We start from the raw sequence: 16,248 nt of genomic DNA on the forward strand, positions 1-16,248 counted from the left end.
GATGACGCGGGCGGAGGTCGGGACGGTGGCCATGGCCCTGCCGGCCGTGACCATGGTCGTCCAGTGGGGCGGCTCGGACGTCTACAAGGTGGGCGGCAAGGTGTTCGCCATCTGCGGCGACGAGGGCATGTCCTTCAAGGTGAGCGAGATCGGCTTCGTGGTGCTCACCGAGGACGGCGGCCCCGGCCGCCAGGCCCCCTATTGCGCCAAGGGCCAGTGGGTGAACGTGGACTATGCCGACATGGCCCCGGACGACGCCGAGGGCTGGCTGGCCACCGCCCATTCCCTCATCGCCGGCAAGCTCACCCGAAAGGCGCGGCTCGAGCTCGGGCTCTAGCTGACCGGGTCGCCGCCGCCGTCGCCCTGGGCGGGCGGCGCGGGCGGCCGGGTCTCCAGAAGGCGGCGGAGGTCGGCGATGGCGCGGGCGGCCGGCGAGCGGCGCTGACGCCAGAACAGGAGGGCCATGGAGCCCGCCGTCGCGGCCATGAAGGCGTAGGGGCCGAACAGCCAGGCGCCCGCCGACAGCGCGAAATAGTAGCCGCGGACCCCCGAGTTGAACGAGGAGAGCGCCGGGTTGAGCAGCCGGGCGGCCACGTCGCCGAAGGTCCTGGCCTCCTCCGGCGTCAGGCCCTCGGGCACGGCGCCGACGGTGGCGATGCAGTAGTTCATCTGGCGGATCGACCAGATGAAGTCGAGCAGGCCGCGGGCCAGGCTGACCAGCACCAGCGCCAGCTGGAACTCGAACAGGAAGCGGGAGGAGGTGCGGATCACCTCCAGCGCTGAGACACTGCGGAAGGTGCTCTCGCCCCCGAACAGGGCGCCGGCCGTGGCCGCGATGAGGATCAGGTTCGAGGAGGCGAAGAACGAGGCCGAGTTCAGGGCGTGACCCAGCAGCTGGCCGTCCATGAACCGGTTCTCGCGGCCGACCATGTTGCGCATCCAGGCGGCGCGGATGACGGTCATGTCGGTGTTGATCACCCCGCCCCGCTGCCGCGCCAGGACGCGCAGCAGCGGCTGGTAGGCGAGCCAGGCGACGAGGAACAGGCCAAGGGCGGCCAGGTCGAGGGCGCTCACGCCGTCAGTCCTCCCGGATCAGGCTGTGGCGGTTGGTGTCGCGCAGGCGCATCGCCACCACCATGGCCAGGCCCATGATCGCGGACACATAGATGTAGAAGCCGCTCTCCGCACCGATCCCCTTGAACCAGAGGGCCAGATACTCCGCCGTGCCGCCGAACAGGGCGTTGGCTATGGCGTAGGGCAGGGCGACGCCCAGGGCGCGGACATGGGCGGGGAAGAGCTCGGCCTTAACCAGGCCGCTCACCGCCGTGTAGCCCGACAGGATGATGAGCAGCAGGATGACCAGCGCCGTCGCCAGCGACGCCGAGGTGGTCCCGGAGAGCGTGGTCATCACCGGATAGGTCGCCACCAGACCGCCGCCGAAGGCCATGGCGATGGTGGTCTTGCGTCCCAGCCGGTCGGACAGCCAGCCGAACACCGGCTGGGCGAACATGTAGACGATCAGCGCCACCGCCGTGATCGAGGTGGCCGCGCCCTTGGTGAACCCGGCCGTGTTGACCAGGAACTTCTGCATGTAGGTCGTGTAGGCGTAGAAGGCCAAGGAGCCGCCGGCCGTCAGCACGAAGATGATGCCGCTCTCGCGCGGGTAGCGGGCGAACAGCATCATGGTCCGGGCCCGCTCGGCGCCCTCGGCCTTGGCGGCCAGGTAGGACGCGCTCTCGTCCATGCCGCGGCGGATCCAGAACACCACCACCGCCAGCGCGCCGCCGATGAAGAAGGGAATGCGCCAGCCCCAGTCGGCGAGGTCCGCCGGGTCCATGAGGGTCTGCAGCAGGATCAGCACGGCAAGCGCCAGCAGCTGGCCGGCGATCAGGGTCACGTACTGGAAGCTCGCCCAGAAGCCCCGGCGCGCGCGGCTGGCCATCTCGGAGATGTAGGTGGCGCTGGCGCCGTACTCGCCACCCACCGACAGGCCCTGCAGGATGCGGGCGGCGAGCAGGCCTATGGCCGCCCACTCTCCGATCTGGCGGGCGTCGGGCAGCAGGGCGATGGCCAGCGCGCCGGCGCACATCATCGCCACGCTGACCGCCAGCGCCTCGCGCCGGCCGCGCCGGTCGGCGTACAGGCCCATCAGCCAGGCGCCCAGCGGCCGGGCGAAGAAGCCCACGGCGAAGATGGCGGCCGTCTGCAGGAGCTGGGCGGTGGTGTCGCCGGCCGGGAAGAAGTGCGGCGCAAAATAGAGGGCGAACGAGGAGTAGGCGAACCAGTCGTACCACTCCACGAGGTTGCCCGCGGAGCCGCCGACGATCGCCTTGGCGCGCTGGAAAGGCGTCAGTCCGGCCTGCGTCGCCGCCGCCGGAGCCTGGGTGTCGACCCCTGTTTCAGCCGCCGTCATGCATCCTCCCCCGTCTGTGTGGGGAGGATGCTAGGCGATTGCGGCGCTCAGGCTAAGGGGCGATCGCTACAACCGTCCCATCAGGACGAGGATGATGATGATCACCAGCACGAGGCCCAGGCCGCCCGACGGGAAATAGCCCCAGCCGCGCGAATAGCCCCAGCTGGGCAGGGCGCCGATCAGCAGCAGGATCAGGATGATGATGAGGATGGTGCCAAGCGACATACGCCAGTCTCTCCTTGAGCCGTCTCTCCCCACCCGCCGGGCAAACGGCCGTGGTCAAGCTACGGTTCCGGAGGGACCCGGCCGGCGCGTCAGTCGGCGGCGTCGGCGGTGTGGAAGCGGGCCTCGGTGTCGCGCATGCCCAGCGCGTACATCAGCCCGATCCAGCCCCCCTTGATCCGCGGCAGGGCGAGCAGGGTGATCAGGCCCAGCGATCCCAGGATGATCGGCACGGAATAGAAGGCCGAGCTTTCCCAGACGATCGGGAAGAACAGCATGGGGGCCACGATCAGGTGGCCGACCAGCAGGATGGTCAGATAGGCCGGGCCGTCGTCGGCCGGATAGCGCCCGAGCTCGTGGTCGCAGGCCTCGCAGCGTTCGGAGACCTTCAGGTACTTCCGAAACAGCCTGCCCTTCCCGCACGCGGGACAGTGGTGCTGGAGACCGCGGGAGACGGAGCGGCCGAGCGGATGCCGGATTTCAGCCATGCGCCGCCATATGGCCCGCCGGCCGCGGTTTAGGAAGAGCGAACGGCGTCATGCCGCAGGCTTCGGACCCGATTTGGGGCGGCCGTGGCCGCCCCGCCGCGGCTACCTGTTGGTGCGGTGCTGTTCGAGGGGCGTCGGCGCGCCGGTGGCGTCGGCGTCATTGCCAACGTCGCCCTCCTCGGTGTTCTCCGCCTCGTCGCCGCGCAGGATGTGCGGATCCTCGCCCGCGATCGTCGTGCCGCGGGAGGCGCCGATGCCGGGATCGTCCTGCAGGTCGTCGCGCGGAGGCGTGGCCTCGCCGGGGCCGGGATGCTTGGACGTGCTCATGGGGGACCTCCATCGTGGTTGGTCCCCGTCGAACGGCGCGCCGAGGCGGCCTGTTCCCTTAGCGCTTGGCGTCCTCGGCCGTGCTGCTCACCGCGTCGCCGGCGGCGGAGAGGTCGCGGCCCAGGCCGGACAGCGTGTTGCACCCGGACACCCAGAGCGCCGAAAGCGCGGCGCCCAGCACGATCAGTTTGCGCATGTGGTTCCCACCCGTCTTCACGGGCCGCCATTTCGGATGTGCGGCGGCGCGCGTCAAGCCTCCGGCGCGGAAAGCCCCGACAGCCGGGCGGACATGCGCCGCACATGGCTGCCCGGCCAGTAGAGCCGCCCGCAGGCCGGGCAGGCGCGGAACGGCCCCGGCAGCGCCTGGGCCTGGGCGGGCATGCGGTCGATCTCGTCGAGGGTGGCCTGCCGCAGCCGGGCGTTGTCCATGACGCAGCGGCTGAACGGGGCGAAGTCCCAGTCCAGCACCACGTTGCGGGTCAGGCTCTCGGCCTCGGCCTCGACGCCGCGGCCCTCGATCAGCACCGATTCGGGCAGGGCCGCCTCCGCCAGCCGCCGGTCGCGGGTGAGCAGGATGCGGCCTTCCTCGCGGGCGATGTGCAGCAGGGCGGCGTCCTTCTCGCCGCCGCCCGCCAGATAGGTGTCGTACCCCGCCGCCCGGAGCAGGCGGGCCAGGCGCACCAGCATCTCGTCGCACAGGAACCGCATGGGGATTCAACGCGGAAGGGCCTAGGCTCGTGGCATGCCCATCCTCGGCCAGCTCGTGCTCGCGGTCCACCTCCTGGTGATCGCCTTCAACGTCCTGGGGCTCGTGGCCATCCCGCTCGGCGCCCGGTTGGGCTGGGGCTGGGTCCGGATCCGCTGGTGGCGGGCGCTGCACCTGGCCTCCTGGGTGGTCGTGGCGATCCAGGCGGTGCTGGGCCGCGCCTGCTTCCTGACCATCTGGCAGGACGACCTGACCGGCGGCGGGGCCGAGGCGCCGATGATCATGCGGATCGTGAACGGCCTGATCTACTGGCCCCTGCCGATGTGGGCCTTCACGGCCCTCTACCTCGCGCTGTTCGCCCTGGTGCTCGTCCTGTGGCGCCGCGTGCCGCCGGAACGGGCGAAGCTCGCATAACGCTGCGCTGCAACAATCTCTTCACCGAAGAGTTTTTGCAGGTGCGAAGGGGCTGGGCTATAGCCGGCCCAGAGTTCCTGGAGTGTCAGTGTCCATGCTTGCCGTCCCGATGCGCACCTTCCCCGGCCTGTTCGTCGGCCGCCGGACCGTTGTGGAGGCGCTGGAATCCTCGGTGCAGAGCCAGGGCGCGCGGTTCGTCTGCGGCGCCTGCGACGACGTCATCTTCACCGCCCAGGACCGCGAGGCGCTGGCCGACCTCGTCGTGAAGTGCCGCTGCGGCGAGTTCAACCAGATCTGACGTGTCATCCCGGCGCAGCGGCTGTCCGGGACCCAGTGATCACCGAGTGGGCCTGAGGCGGGCGCGGCGGCGACGCTTGCGCCTTTCTCATCATGGGCAGCGCAGATGGATCCCGGTCTTCGGCTTCGCCGAAACCGGGATGCCCCTGAAGGTCAGTCCGCGTCCATCTTCAGGGCGGCGATGAAGGCTTCCTGCGGGATCTCGACCTTGCCGAACTGCCGCATGCGCTTCTTGCCCTCCTTCTGCTTGTCGAGGAGCTTGCGCTTGCGGCTGGCGTCGCCGCCGTAGCACTTGGCCGTCACGTCCTTGCGCAGCGCCCGCACGGTCTCGCGCGCGATGATCCGTCCGCCTATCGCCGCCTGGATCGGGATCTGGAACATGTGCGGCGGGATCAGCTCCTTCATCTTCTCGACCATGCCGCGGCCGCGCTGCTCGGCGCGGTTTCGGTGGACGAGCATGGAAAGGGCGTCCACGGGCTCGGCGTTGACCAGGATCGACATCTTCACGAGGTCACCCTCGCGGTATTCCTCGATCGTGTAGTCGAAGGAGGCGTAGCCCTTCGAGATCGACTTCAGCCGGTCGTAGAAGTCGAACACCACCTCGTTCAGCGGCAGGTCGTAGACCAGCATGGCCCGCGCGCCCACGTAGGACAGCTCGCGCTGCTCGCCGCGGCGGTCCTGGCAGAGCTTGATGATCGAGCCGAGGTACTCGTCGGGCGTGAAGATGGTGGCCTTGATCCAGGGCTCGGAGATGCTCTCGATCTTCACCGGGTCCGGCAGGTCGGCCGGGTTGTGCAGCTCGATCTCCGAGCCGTCGGTCATCCTGATCTTGTAGACGACGCTGGGAGCCGTCGCGATCAGGTCGAGGTCGAACTCGCGGCTGAGCCGCTCCTGGATGATCTCCAGGTGCAGCAGCCCCAGGAAGCCGCAGCGGAAGCCGAAGCCGAGCGCGGCGCTGGTCTCCATCTCGTAGGTGAAGGAGGCGTCGTTCAGGCGCAGGCGGCCGATCGCGGCGCGGAGGTCCTCGAAATCGGCCGCGTCCACCGGGAACAGGCCGCAGAACACCACCGGCTGCACCTCCCGGAAGCCCGGCAGCGGCTGGTCCGCGGGCTTGCGCTCGTCGGTGATGGTGTCGCCGACCGCGGCGTGGGCGACTTCCTTGATCTGGGCGGTGATGAAGCCGATCTCGCCGGGCCCCAGCTCCTCCACCTCGGTGCGCTTGGGTCGGAAGTAGCCGATCCGATCGATCAGGTGGGTCGAGCCGGTCTGCATCATGCGGATGCGCTGGCCCGAGCGCAGCGTGCCGTCGATCACGCGGACCAGCACCACCACGCCCAGGTACGGGTCGTACCAGGCGTCCACCAGCAGGGCCTTCAGCGGCGCGTTAGGATCGCCCTTCGGGGCCGGCAGGCGCTTCACCACGGCTTCGAGCACGTCGTGGATGCCGAGGCCCGTCTTGGCGGAGGCCAACACCGCGTCGGAAGCGTCGAGGCCGATGACGTCCTCGATCTGCTGGCGCACCCGCTCCGGCTCCGCGGCCGGCAGGTCGACCTTGTTCAGGACCGGCACTATCTCGTGGTTGTTGTCGATCGCCTGGTAGACGTTGGCGAGCGTCTGGGCCTCGACCCCCTGGCTGGCGTCCACCACCAGGATCGAGCCCTCGCAGGCCGCCAGGCTGCGCGAGACCTCGTAGGCGAAGTCCACGTGGCCGGGGGTGTCCATCAGGTTCAGGACGTAGGTCTCGCCGTCGTCGGCCTTGTAGTGCAGGCGCACGGTCTGGGCCTTGATGGTGATCCCGCGCTCGCGCTCGATGTCCATGTTGTCGAGCACCTGCTCGGACATCTCCCGGGCGGTCAGCGCGCCGGTTTCCTGGATCAGCCGGTCGGACAGGGTCGACTTGCCGTGGTCGATGTGCGCCACGATGGAAAAGTTGCGGATCTTGTCGAGGGGAGTGCTCATCAGGCGCGCCCTCTAGCACATATCGCGGCTACTGCGAGGGACGCGGCGTCGCGTCACGGCGTGCGTGGTTAATCCGCCGTTAAACTGCGATGTTCATTCACTGGCCCTGGGCGGGAGCTGGCTGAGACACCTGAAGGAGAAGACGCGCCCATGGATCGCCGCACCCTCATCGCAGCCGGGCTGGTGACGCTCGGGACCGCCGCCGTGGCGCGCGCCCAGCCCGCGACCGAAATCCGCGACCTGCCGCCGGCTCGCGCCGTCGACGAAACCGCCCCGCCGCGCGCCGAGGCGCCGCCGCCGCCGAACTCGACGCCCAGCTACCCGGCCCAGCAGCCGGGGCAGGTGGAGACCTACACGCGCGACGAGATGGTCCAGAACGTCTCCGACTTCATGGGTGTGACGGCGGAGACCGCCGGCGCGGCGGTGGAGAAGGTGTTCGCGAAGAACGGCCGGCCCACGGCCTACATCGCGGGCGAGGAAGGCTCCGGCGCCCTGGTGTTCGGCGCCCGCTACGGTCGAGGCCTGCTCTACATGAAAGGCCGCGAGCCGGTGGAGGTCTACTGGCAGGGCCCGTCGGCCGGCTGGGACTTCGGCGGCAACGCCAGCCGGGTGTTCACCCTCTGCTACGACCTCGAGGACCCCGAGACCCTGTTCCAGCGGTTCCCGGGCGTCGAGGGCTCCGCCTACTTCGTCGGCGGCCTGGGTGTGAACTACCAGAAGGCCGCTGGCGTCACCCTGGCCCCGATCCGGGCGGGCGTCGGCGTCCGGCTGGGCGCCAACGTCGGCTACCTCAGCTACTCCAAGAAGCGCCACATCCTGCCGTTCTAGACAGGCGCCGCCCAACCCCGCGCCGGCCGGCGCGGGGGCGAGTCTTGCGAGCCGGACCTAGCCTGGGATGTAGCGGTAGATCTCGGGCCTCGCGGTTCCGTGGGCGTCGGCGCCGCCGAATACGATCACCGAGCCGTTCAGCTCGCCGCAGCCGATCCCGCTGAGAGCGCCCGTCCAAGGGGCGCTCGGCTGGGCCTCCCAGGTCCCCGGCCCGGTGGCGCTCCACATGTCGTTGCTGGGGGCGCCGCCGACGCCGCCGCCGACCAGGTAGAGCACGTCGTCGATGACGGCCACACCCGGGGAAATGCGCGGCGTCGGCCACGGCGCGGTCTCGGGCGGCTGCCACTTCCCGCCGCTGAACCAGTGGACCCATGCCGAGATCGTGTTGATCAGGCAGAGGTCCGGGCCGACCACGGCGGCCGCGCCGTTGGTGGAGATGTCGGCCTTGCCGGCGCTGGTCCAGGTGATCCCGTCCTTCGAGACCCAGACATCGTCGTAGAACGTCCCGGTCATGGTGCGGCCGCCGAACAGGGTGATGTGGTCGCCGTCCGAGACCACGCAGTGGCCGAACCGCGGCGGCCACGGCGCGACGGTATGGGTCCAGTGCAGTCCGTCCGGGGAGCTGAACACGTCGCTGGTCGCCTCCTCCAGCGCGCCGCCGGTCACCCAGAGGGCCCCGTTGTGGGCGCAGGCGGCGGGGCTGGTGCGCCAGGGCAGGCTGGCGTTCGACTTCCACTCCAGGCCGTCGGGCGAGGAGACCACCGAGCTGCTTGGACTGGCGCCCAGGCCCCAGAGGCGGCCGTTGAAGGTCACCGTGCGGGCGTTGACCACGGCGGACGTGGGGGAGGTTCCGATCAGCGACCAGCCGGTGGTGGCCGCCTTGGAGACCGGAGGTGCGTCTACGAGGCTCATGGGAGTTTTCCTTCCAGGGAGACGGGGCGGCGCGCGCGGGTGCAGGCGCCGGGGACGCTTGAAAGCCAATGGTGGCACTGGGAAGCGGACGCGCACTGGCGGCTCGAGAGCCGCGGCTAGGCGCGGCGGAGGTGTCGGTCGCGAGCGACAACCTGTGGGAGAGGCACGAACCCGACTGTGACCTGCGTCACCTGCAGTCTCAGTCGGTCCGGTAGTCCGACCTGGGCGCCGCCACGACCGCCCCGCCGTCCGGGAACACCTCGGGATGCAGCGTGCGGGAATAGACCCGGCCGCGCGGCGAGAAGGCGTGGGTGGCGCGGCCGTCCTCGCCGGTGATCGTCACCACACAGTTCCAGTCCGCGGCCAGGGCGGTGAACGTCGCGCGGTTCTCGGGGGTGTTCCAGGCGAGGCGCCGGCCCGGCAGCGAGACGACCTGCACCCCCACCGGCCAGCGGTCGCGCTCGCCGGCCGCCAGCAGAAAGCCGCAGTCCGGCGGGAACAGGCGCTCGGGCGCCTCGCCGTGCCGCCAGAGGCAGTGGAATGTCTGGCATGACGCGGGGTGATCCCCCCAGATCGCGCAGCCCCGCGCGCCGCCCAGCAAGTGTCGGCACGGCTCGCCCGCCGCCTTGGGCAGCTCGCGCACCGCCATCACCGTGCAGCAGGCGTCGCAGCCGGCGCACGAGCGCGAGGGGGTGGAATCGGCCATGCCCGACCCTCGCGGCCGACAGGGGCCGGCGCAAGTCGGCGGCGCGCCGCGGTCAGCTCCTGAGCTTCGCCCCGACCGCCTTCTCGGCCGCCGCCACGATCTTCGCCGACAGCGCCTCGATCTCGGCGTCGGTGAGGGTCTTCTCGCGCGGCTGGACGACCACCTCGACGGCCACCGACTTGGTCCCCTCCGGCACGCCCTTGCCCTGGTAGACGTCGAAGACGCGGGCGTCGGCGATCAGCGCCTTGTCGGCGCCCAGGATCGGGCGGATCAGGTCGCCGGCCGGCGTCGCCTCCGCCACCACGAAGGCGAAGTCGCGCCGCAGGGGCATCAGCGCCGAGAGCTCGAGCGCGGACTTGGTCTTGATCGCCTTGCGCTTGCCCTCGGGGATCGCCTCCAGGTTCAGCTCGAAGGCCAGCATCGGGGCGTCGGCGTCGAGCGCCCTCAGGATGCGCGGGTGCAGTTCGCCGAACTCGGCGACCACGTTCTTCGGGCCGAGCTGCAGCCGGGCCGAGCGGCCCGGGTGCCACCAGGGTGAATTGCTCCCCTGGACGGTCTGCAGCGCCGGCGTGCCCAGCTCCTCCAGCAGGAACATCAGGTCGGCCTTCAGCGCGAACAGCGGGTCGGTCCTGGCGCCGTCCCAGCGACGCGGCGGGCGGGGCGCCTGGAGGGCGGCCACCGCCGTCCACTGGTCCTCCGGCCGGTCGTCCCGGAAGTTCGGGCCCACCTCGAACAGGGCGACGTCCGCGAAGCCCTTGCGGGCGTTGCGAGCCGCCGCCTCGATCAGGTTCGGCAGCACCGAGGGGCGCATGCAGGCGAGGTCCGAGGCGATCGGGTTGGCCAGCACCAGTTCCGGCTGGCCGCCGCCGAACATCTCGGCCCACTCGGTGCGCATGAAGCTCCAGGTCAGCGCCTCGGAATAGCCGCGCGCCGCCAGCGCCCGGCGGGCGTTGCGCATGCGGGTCTGGCGCACCGTCAGCGCGCCGCCGGCCGGGGTCGCGACCTCCGGCAGGGGGTCGGTGGGCAGGTTGTCGTAGCCGGCGATCCGGGCGACCTCCTCCACGAGGTCGGCCTTGCCCTCCACGTCCCGGCGCCAGGACGGCGGCTGGACGCTCTCGCCCGAAAGCTGGAAGCCCAGCTTCTGGAGGATCTCGTCCGTCCGCGCCCGCGGCAGGTCGAGGCCGGACAGCTTCTTCACATAGGCCCGGTCGAAGTCGAACGCCGCCGGCGGCGCCGGCGCCTGGCCGGCGACCCGGATGTCGGAGGCCTCGCCGCCGCAAAGATCGAGGATCATCCGGGTGGCGAGCTCCAGACCCGGGACCACGCTCTCCGGGTCCACGCCCCGGGCGAAGCGGTACTGGGCGTCGGAGGTGATGCCGGTGGTCCGCCCGGTCTGCGCCGTGCGGATCGGATCGAACCAGGCGCACTCCACGAAGACGTCGACGGTGGCCTCGGAGCAGCCCGTGCTCTCGCCGCCCATCACGCCGCCCAGGCCGACCGGACGCTGGCCGTCCGCGTCGGCGATGACGCACATCTCCGGGGTGATGTCGTAGGTCTTGCCGTCGAGCGCGATGAGCTGCTCGTCCTTGTGGGCGTGCGGCGTCGGCTGGTCCTCGCCGGAAGGCTCGGCCGGGCCGCGGCCCAGGCGCGCCTCGATCGTCTCGCCCACCAGCAGCGCGCGGTCATAGACGTGCAGCGGCCGCGCGCGGTCGTAGGAGATGTAGTTGGTGACATCCACCAGGGCGTTGATCGGGCGCAGGCCGACGCTCGCCAGCCGCTGCTGCAGCCAGGCGGGGGAGGGGCCGTTCTTCACGCCGCGGATCAGCCGGCCGGCGAACACCGGGCACGCCTCGCCGTCCACCCGGATCTCGATCGGGCAGGGGAAGGCGCCGGGCACGGGCTCGGTCGCGTCGGGCCTCAGCGTGCCCAGGCCCGCCGCGGCGAGGTCCCTGGCGATGCCGCGCACGCCCAGCCAGTCGGGCCGGTTCGGCGTCACCTCGAAGTCGATCACCGCCTCCAGGCCGAAGGCCTCGGTCGCCGACGCGCCGACCGGCAGCTCGTCCGGCAGTTCGACGATGCCGTCGGACTCCTCGGCCACCTCCAGCTCCTTGGCCGAGCAGAGCATGCCGTTGGAGACCACGCCGCGCACCGGCCGGGCCTCGAGCGTGACGCCCGAGCCCGGCACATAGGCGCCGATCGGGGCATAGATGGTGGTCAGGCCCGCCCGCGCGTTCGGCGCGCCGCAGACGATCTCCAGCCGTCCGTCCTTGGTGTCGACCTGGCAGACCCGCAGCTTGTCGGCGTTGGGGTGCTGCACGGCCTCGACGATCTTCGCCACCGTGAACTTGGCGAGCTTGGCGGCCGGGTTCTCGACGCCCTCGACCTCGAGGCCGGCCATGGTCATGGCCTCGACCACCTCCTCGACGGTGGCGGTGGTGTCCAGGTGCTCCTTGAGCCAGGAGAGGGTGAACTTCATCTCGCTATCCTCTCGACGCTCAGCTCAGGCCGGTGGCGGGGTTGGGCGCCTGGAAGGCCGAGAAGCCGTAGTGCTCCAGCCAGCGGACGTCGGCGGCGAACATGTCGCGCAGGTCGGGCATGCCGTACTTCAGCGCTCCCAGCCGGTCGATGCCGAGGCCGAAGGCGAAGCCCTGCCACTCGTCGGGATCGAGGCCGCAGTTCTCCAGCACCTTGGGGTGCACCATGCCGCCGCCCAGGATCTCCAGCCAGTCGGAGCCCTCGCCGATCTTGATCGCGCCGCCCGAGCGGTCGCACTGCACGTCCATCTCGCAGCTGGGCTCGGTGAACGGGAAGTGGTGCGGCCGGAAGCGGGTGACCACGGCGTCGGTCTCGAAGAACCGCCGCGTGAAGGCGTCGAGCGTCCACTTCAGGTGGCCCATGTGGATGTTCCGGTCGATGACCAGGCCTTCCATCTGGTGGAACATGGGCGTGTGGGTGGCGTCGGAGTCCGAGCGGTAGACCCGGCCCGGTACGATCACCCGGATCGGCGGCGCCTGGCCCTGCGCGATCCAGGACGGCAGCTTGCCGTTCTGGCCCTGCTGCATGACGCGCACCTGCACCGGGCTGGTGTGGGTGCGCAGCAGCTTGCGCTCCCCGGCCTCGTTCTCGGGCAGCCAGAAGGTGTCGTGCATCTCCCGCGCCGGGTGCTTGGGCGGGAAGTTGAGCGCCGTGAAGTTGTGGAAGTCGTCCTCGATGTCCGGCCCCTCCGCCAGGCCGAAGCCCATGTCGGCGAAGATGGCGATCATCTCGTCCAGCACCTGCATGGTGGGATGGACGCGGCCGCGGCGCTCCGGCGGCGGGGGCAGGGTGAGGTCGACCCGCTCGGCGGCGAGCTTGGCCTCCAGCTCGGCGGCCTCCAGCCCGGCCTTCCGCTCGGCGATGGCGGCGGCCACGCGGTCGCGCAGGCCGTTGATCAGCGGCCCGCGCTCGCGGCGCTCGTCCGGGCTGAGCCGGCCCATGGTCTTGAGCAGCTCGGAGATCGAGCCGGACTTGCCGAGCGCTTCGACGCGCACGGCCTCCAGGGCGGCGACGTCCTGCGCGGCGGCGATCCGGCCGGTGAGGTCGGCTTCGAGTTGGGTGAGGTCGGTCATGAGGAGCGGTGTCCTAGCGCGCTGCTTTCACGGGGTGAAGAGGGCAGCAAAAAGCCCTCCGGCGGTTCGGCCGGAGGGCTTCTGAGCTTTTCAGGATCGAACGGACCCTAAGTCTCAAGCCAGCGCGGCGCGAACCTTGTCGGCGATGGCCTTGAAACCGGTGGGGTCGTTGCCCGCGATGTCCGCGAGGACCTTGCGGTCGATCTCGATCCCGGCCTTCTCAAGGCCGAAGATAAATCGGGAATAGGTGAAGCCTTCCAGGCGCGCCGCGGCGTTGATCCGCTGGATCCACAGCGAACGGAAGTTGCGCTTGCGGACCTTGCGGTCGCGGTAGGCGTACTGGCCGGCCTTGTCCACGGCCGCCTTGGCGGCGCGGATGGTGTTCTTGCGGCGCCCGTAGAAGCCCTTGGCTTGCTCCAGGACCTTCTTGTGCTTGGCGTGGGCGGTCACGCCCCTCTTCACGCGAGCCATCTGTCAGCGCTCCTTAGCTGAGGCCGTAGGGCATGAAGGTCTTGATGAGCTTGGTGTCGGCCTCGCTCATGACCTTGGTGCCGCGGTTCTGACGGATGTACTTGGCGTTGTGGCTGATCAGGCGGTGGCGCTTGCCGGCCACACCGGCCTTCAGCTTGCCGGACGCCGTCAGCTTGAAGCGCTTCTTCACGCCTGACTTGGTCTTCAGTTTGGGCATTTCACGTCGGAGCGCGGGGCCCCGTCCTTCTGGTCGTGTTTATGAACCGCCATGGCATGCCTTTGGCCAGGCGGTTCGCAAGGGCGCGGCTATTACGCGAAACGGGGGCCGGATGCAACTCCCAGCGCCCGTTCAGGCCGGCGCCGGCATCCGGTTCCGCACCTGCACCGCCAGCCACAGGCCCGGCAGGATCAGCAGGGCGGCGAAGGCGAAGGGGGAGCCGGGCGTCACCAGGGAAAACAGCTGGCCAGCCAGCACCGGACCGCCGATCCGCGCCAGGGCCATGCCGCTCATGTTGAGGCCCAGCATCTCGCCCTGCCGATGCGAGGGCGCAGCCTGGGAGATCAGGGCCGTCAGGTTCGGGAAGCAGATCGACTGGCCGACGCAGACGAAGGCGAAGCCCAGCATGGCCACGCCCCAGACCGGCGAGATCCACTGCACCACGAGCCCCAGGCCCATGAAGACCAGGCCGCCGGTCAGGGTGTTGGTCTCGCCGTAGCGGCGGGCCAGCCGCCCCGACAGCCAGCCCTGGCAGACGGCGCCCAGCAGGCCGATGACCATGAAGGCGAGGCCGATTTCGCGCGGGCCCCAGCCGAAGCGGGTCTCGGTCGACAGGCCGTAGGTCGCCTCGATGCCGGCGAACCCACCACGACGATGAAGCTGATCATCAGCATCCGGCTGATCACCGGGTGGGCGAGACCCTCCTGCAGGCCGGCCAGCCGCTTCAGCGGCCGGTGCGGCGGCCGCTCGGGACGGTGCTCGCGCACGAAGACCACCACGGCCACGGCCGAGGCGATGGCGAAGCCCGCCGCCACCAGCAGTGGCAGCTGGAAGCCCAGGGCGCCCCGGCTCGGCTGGGCCAGCAGGCCGCCGATCGCCGGTCCCATGACGAAGCCGGCGCTGAACGCCGCCCCCATGATCCCCATGCGGCCGGCGCGCTTCTCGGGCGGGGTGATGTCGGCCATCGCCCCCTGCAGGGTGGAGATGTTGCCGGCGAAGACCCCGTTGAAGAACCGGATCGCGAAGGCGACCCAGATGTTCGGCGCGAAGGCCAGGGCGGCGTAGCTCAGCCCGACCAGCGAGATGGTCAGGATCAGCACCGGCCGCCGGCCGATCCGGTCCGACAGCCGGCCCCAGAACGGCTCGCCCAGGAACTGGCCGAAGGAGAAGGCCGAGAACATCAGGGTGACCTGCCAGGCGGGCGCGTCGAACGCCTGGGCGAAGAAGGGCAAGAGCGGGATGACCAGGCCGAAGCCCGCGATCATCAGGAAGATCACGGACAGCAGGACGATGAGCGCCCGCCGCTCCTCGGCCGGCGCGGTCACGGGACGCCTCCGCCCCGCCGCCGCGCCGCCAGCTGGCCGGCGGCCAGCGCCAGCCAGATCGCCGGGGCCACGGCCAGGGCGCCCTGCAGGAAGGGCCCGTGGATCGTCAGCCCCGCGAAGGTCAGACCCGCGGAGAACGGCCCAATGACCCGGGCCAGGGCGCCCATGGCGTTGTTCAGGCCGAGGATCTGGCCCTGCCGGTGCGGGTCGGCCGCTTCGGAGATCATCGCCGCCACGTTGGGCCAGGCGATGGAGGAGCCCACCGCGCTCAGCGACATCAGGGCGATGGTCGCGGGCCCGCTGGGCACGACCGGCTGCAGCGCCAGGCAGACCATGGTGATGGCCATGCCGAGCGCCAGCATCCGGCCCTGGCCGTAGCGCTCGGAGAGCGGGCCGGAGACGGTCATCTGGGTGAGCGCCGAGGCCGCGCCGGCGAAGGCGAAGGCCACGCCTACCTCCCGCGGCCCCCAGCCGTAGCGCGCCTGCGCCCACAGGCCGAAGATCGACTCCACGCCCGTGAAGGCGAAGCCCACCAGGAAGGTCACCAGCATCAGCCGGCCGATCACCGGATGGCGCGCCGCCTCGCCGGTGGCGGCCCAGCGGTTCGGCCGGTGGAGGTTGGTCATCTCCCGCTGCCGGCTCTCGCGGATGAACAGCGCGATGCCCACCGCGCAGGTCCCGAACAGACCCGCGGCGATGAACAGCGGAAGCTGGAAGCCGATCGGCCCCGCCTCGGGCCGGGCGAACAGTCCGCCCAGCGACGGCCCCACGATCAGGCCGACGTTCCAGGCCGCGCTCTGGTAGCTCAGCGCCCGCGTCCGCCGCTCCGGCGGGGTGACGTCGGCGATGTAGCCCTGGATCACCGAGCCGTTGCCGGAGAACAGGCCGCCGAGCAGCCTGACCCCGAACGCCGCCCAGGCGTTCGGTGCGAAGGCGAGCGCCAGGTAGCAGAGGCAGTTGGCCAGGATGGTGGAGATCAGCAGCGGCTTGCGGCCGTACTTGTCCGAAAGACGGCCCCAGAACGGCTCGCCGAAGAAGGTCCCGACGGAGAAGGCCGAGAAGATCAGGGCGATCTGCCAGGGCGGGGCGTCGAACGACTTGGCGTAGAAGGGCAGCAACGGGACGACGATCCCGAAGCCCAGCATGTTCAGGAAGATCAGCGAGATCAGCGCCGCGGCCGCGAACCGCGGCGGCGGCGTCGCCTCCCGCGGCGCGGAGTCGGACATGTTAACGGTGTTAGGACGGGGTCGGGACGCCGACAAGGACAACGGCGCCACACCTGCGCCTCATCCCGCGGTCAGCCGCGGGCTGATGCGGGGGACCCATCGTGAGTCAGCTTGGGTCCCCCGGATCGC

The 16,248-nt window shown here is 70.6% G+C and carries 21 protein-coding genes; 4 read left to right on the plus strand and 17 right to left on the minus strand.

All coding sequences use genetic code 11. The features are described from left to right. Nucleotide 1 precedes the first annotated feature (1 nt). Nucleotides 2–337, plus strand: coding sequence for an MmcQ/YjbR family DNA-binding protein (locus tag V7Z97_RS05000; RefSeq protein WP_334161845.1), 336 nt, complete (start codon nt 2–4; stop codon nt 335–337). Here the strand turns inward: V7Z97_RS05000 and V7Z97_RS05005 are convergent. From V7Z97_RS05005 to V7Z97_RS05035, 7 genes are all read right to left on the minus strand, one after another. Further along, nucleotides 334–1,074 (minus strand): DUF599 domain-containing protein, encoded by a 741-nt coding sequence (locus V7Z97_RS05005; RefSeq protein WP_334161847.1) that lies wholly within the window; start codon nt 1,072–1,074, stop codon nt 334–336. The two genes, V7Z97_RS05000 and V7Z97_RS05005, sit on opposite strands and share 4 nt — an antisense overlap. A gap of 4 nt (nt 1,075–1,078) precedes the next feature. Continuing rightward, entirely contained in the window at nt 1,079–2,413 is a 1,335-nt protein-coding gene (locus V7Z97_RS05010; RefSeq protein ID WP_334161849.1) for an MFS transporter, read from the minus strand. A 66-nt stretch (nt 2,414–2,479) separates the two neighbouring features. Continuing rightward, a complete protein-coding gene (locus V7Z97_RS05015) occupies nt 2,480–2,638 on the minus strand; it encodes a DUF3309 family protein (protein ID WP_325459018.1) in 159 nt (52 codons plus the stop codon). A gap of 89 nt (nt 2,639–2,727) precedes the next feature. After that, entirely contained in the window at nt 2,728–3,123 is a 396-nt protein-coding gene (locus V7Z97_RS05020) for a DUF983 domain-containing protein (protein ID WP_334161850.1), read from the minus strand. 102 nt (nt 3,124–3,225) lie between these two features. Continuing rightward, complete coding sequence (locus V7Z97_RS05025; protein WP_334161851.1) at nt 3,226–3,450, minus strand: hypothetical protein; 225 nt, start codon at nt 3,448–3,450, stop codon at nt 3,226–3,228. Between the two features lie 58 nt (nt 3,451–3,508). Next, nucleotides 3,509–3,646, minus strand: coding sequence for an entericidin A/B family lipoprotein (locus V7Z97_RS05030; protein WP_325459015.1), 138 nt, complete (start codon nt 3,644–3,646; stop codon nt 3,509–3,511). A gap of 53 nt (nt 3,647–3,699) precedes the next feature. After that, the gene (locus V7Z97_RS05035) at nt 3,700–4,158 is read right to left on the minus strand and encodes a DUF5615 family PIN-like protein (RefSeq protein ID WP_334161852.1); all 459 of its coding nucleotides are present in this window, start codon (nt 4,156–4,158) and stop codon (nt 3,700–3,702) included. A 34-nt stretch (nt 4,159–4,192) separates the two neighbouring features. On the opposite strand from V7Z97_RS05035, the gene V7Z97_RS05040 reads away from it, so the two are divergent. Further along, nucleotides 4,193–4,570, plus strand: a complete 378-nt coding sequence (locus tag V7Z97_RS05040; RefSeq protein ID WP_334161853.1) for a DUF2784 domain-containing protein — start codon at nt 4,193–4,195, stop codon at nt 4,568–4,570. A gap of 88 nt (nt 4,571–4,658) precedes the next feature. Continuing rightward, nucleotides 4,659–4,868, plus strand: coding sequence for a hypothetical protein (locus V7Z97_RS05045; protein ID WP_334161854.1), 210 nt, complete (start codon nt 4,659–4,661; stop codon nt 4,866–4,868). A gap of 152 nt (nt 4,869–5,020) precedes the next feature. Here V7Z97_RS05045 and lepA read toward each other — a convergent pair whose 3' ends face one another. Then, nucleotides 5,021–6,829 carry a translation elongation factor 4 gene (gene lepA / locus V7Z97_RS05050; RefSeq protein ID WP_334161970.1) on the minus strand — a complete coding sequence of 603 codons (1,809 nt, stop codon included), beginning with the start codon at nt 6,827–6,829 and terminating at the stop codon, nt 5,021–5,023. A gap of 147 nt (nt 6,830–6,976) precedes the next feature. Here lepA and V7Z97_RS05055 point away from each other — a divergent pair, with 147 nt between their 5' ends. Next, nucleotides 6,977–7,654, plus strand: a complete 678-nt coding sequence (locus V7Z97_RS05055; protein WP_334161855.1) for a DUF1134 domain-containing protein — start codon at nt 6,977–6,979, stop codon at nt 7,652–7,654. A gap of 57 nt (nt 7,655–7,711) precedes the next feature. Here the strand turns inward: V7Z97_RS05055 and V7Z97_RS05060 are convergent, their stop codons facing one another. The 9 genes from V7Z97_RS05060 to V7Z97_RS05100 form a co-directional block, all read right to left on the minus strand. Beyond that, nucleotides 7,712–8,566 carry a kelch repeat-containing protein gene (locus V7Z97_RS05060; RefSeq protein ID WP_334161856.1) on the minus strand — a complete coding sequence of 285 codons (855 nt, stop codon included), beginning with the start codon at nt 8,564–8,566 and terminating at the stop codon, nt 7,712–7,714. Between the two features lie 199 nt (nt 8,567–8,765). Then, nucleotides 8,766–9,272 carry a hypothetical protein gene (locus V7Z97_RS05065; protein WP_334161857.1) on the minus strand — a complete coding sequence of 169 codons (507 nt, stop codon included), beginning with the start codon at nt 9,270–9,272 and terminating at the stop codon, nt 8,766–8,768. Nucleotides 9,273–9,324: 52 nt separating this feature from the next. Next, nucleotides 9,325–11,748 carry a phenylalanine--tRNA ligase subunit beta gene (pheT, locus tag V7Z97_RS05070; protein ID WP_334161858.1) on the minus strand — a complete coding sequence of 808 codons (2,424 nt, stop codon included), beginning with the start codon at nt 11,746–11,748 and terminating at the stop codon, nt 9,325–9,327. Between the two features lie 19 nt (nt 11,749–11,767). Beyond that, nucleotides 11,768–12,880, minus strand: a complete 1,113-nt coding sequence (gene pheS, locus V7Z97_RS05075) for a phenylalanine--tRNA ligase subunit alpha (protein ID WP_334161859.1) — start codon at nt 12,878–12,880, stop codon at nt 11,768–11,770. Between the two features lie 114 nt (nt 12,881–12,994). Further along, nucleotides 12,995–13,351: a 50S ribosomal protein L20 gene (gene rplT, locus V7Z97_RS05080; RefSeq protein WP_325459007.1), complete on the minus strand. Its 357-nt coding sequence runs from the start codon at nt 13,349–13,351 to the stop codon at nt 12,995–12,997. Nucleotides 13,352–13,364: 13 nt separating this feature from the next. Continuing rightward, nucleotides 13,365–13,568, minus strand: a complete 204-nt coding sequence (rpmI, locus tag V7Z97_RS05085; RefSeq protein WP_325459006.1) for a 50S ribosomal protein L35 — start codon at nt 13,566–13,568, stop codon at nt 13,365–13,367. A 132-nt stretch (nt 13,569–13,700) separates the two neighbouring features. Beyond that, nucleotides 13,701–14,129 carry an MFS transporter gene (locus tag V7Z97_RS05090; RefSeq protein WP_334161860.1) on the minus strand — a complete coding sequence of 143 codons (429 nt, stop codon included), beginning with the start codon at nt 14,127–14,129 and terminating at the stop codon, nt 13,701–13,703. Continuing rightward, on the minus strand, nt 14,045–14,893 hold the full coding sequence (locus V7Z97_RS05095; protein WP_334161861.1) for an MFS transporter: 849 nt from the start codon (nt 14,891–14,893) through the stop codon (nt 14,045–14,047). The genes V7Z97_RS05090 and V7Z97_RS05095 overlap by 85 nt, the downstream gene beginning before the upstream one ends. Further along, complete coding sequence (locus V7Z97_RS05100; RefSeq protein WP_442958009.1) at nt 14,890–16,119, minus strand: MFS transporter; 1,230 nt, start codon at nt 16,117–16,119, stop codon at nt 14,890–14,892. The genes V7Z97_RS05095 and V7Z97_RS05100 overlap by 4 nt, the downstream gene beginning before the upstream one ends. Between the last annotated feature and the right edge of the window lie 129 nt (nt 16,120–16,248).

This window comes from Phenylobacterium sp. (genome assembly GCF_036821595.1).
Lineage (GTDB): Bacteria > Pseudomonadota > Alphaproteobacteria > Caulobacterales > Caulobacteraceae > Phenylobacterium.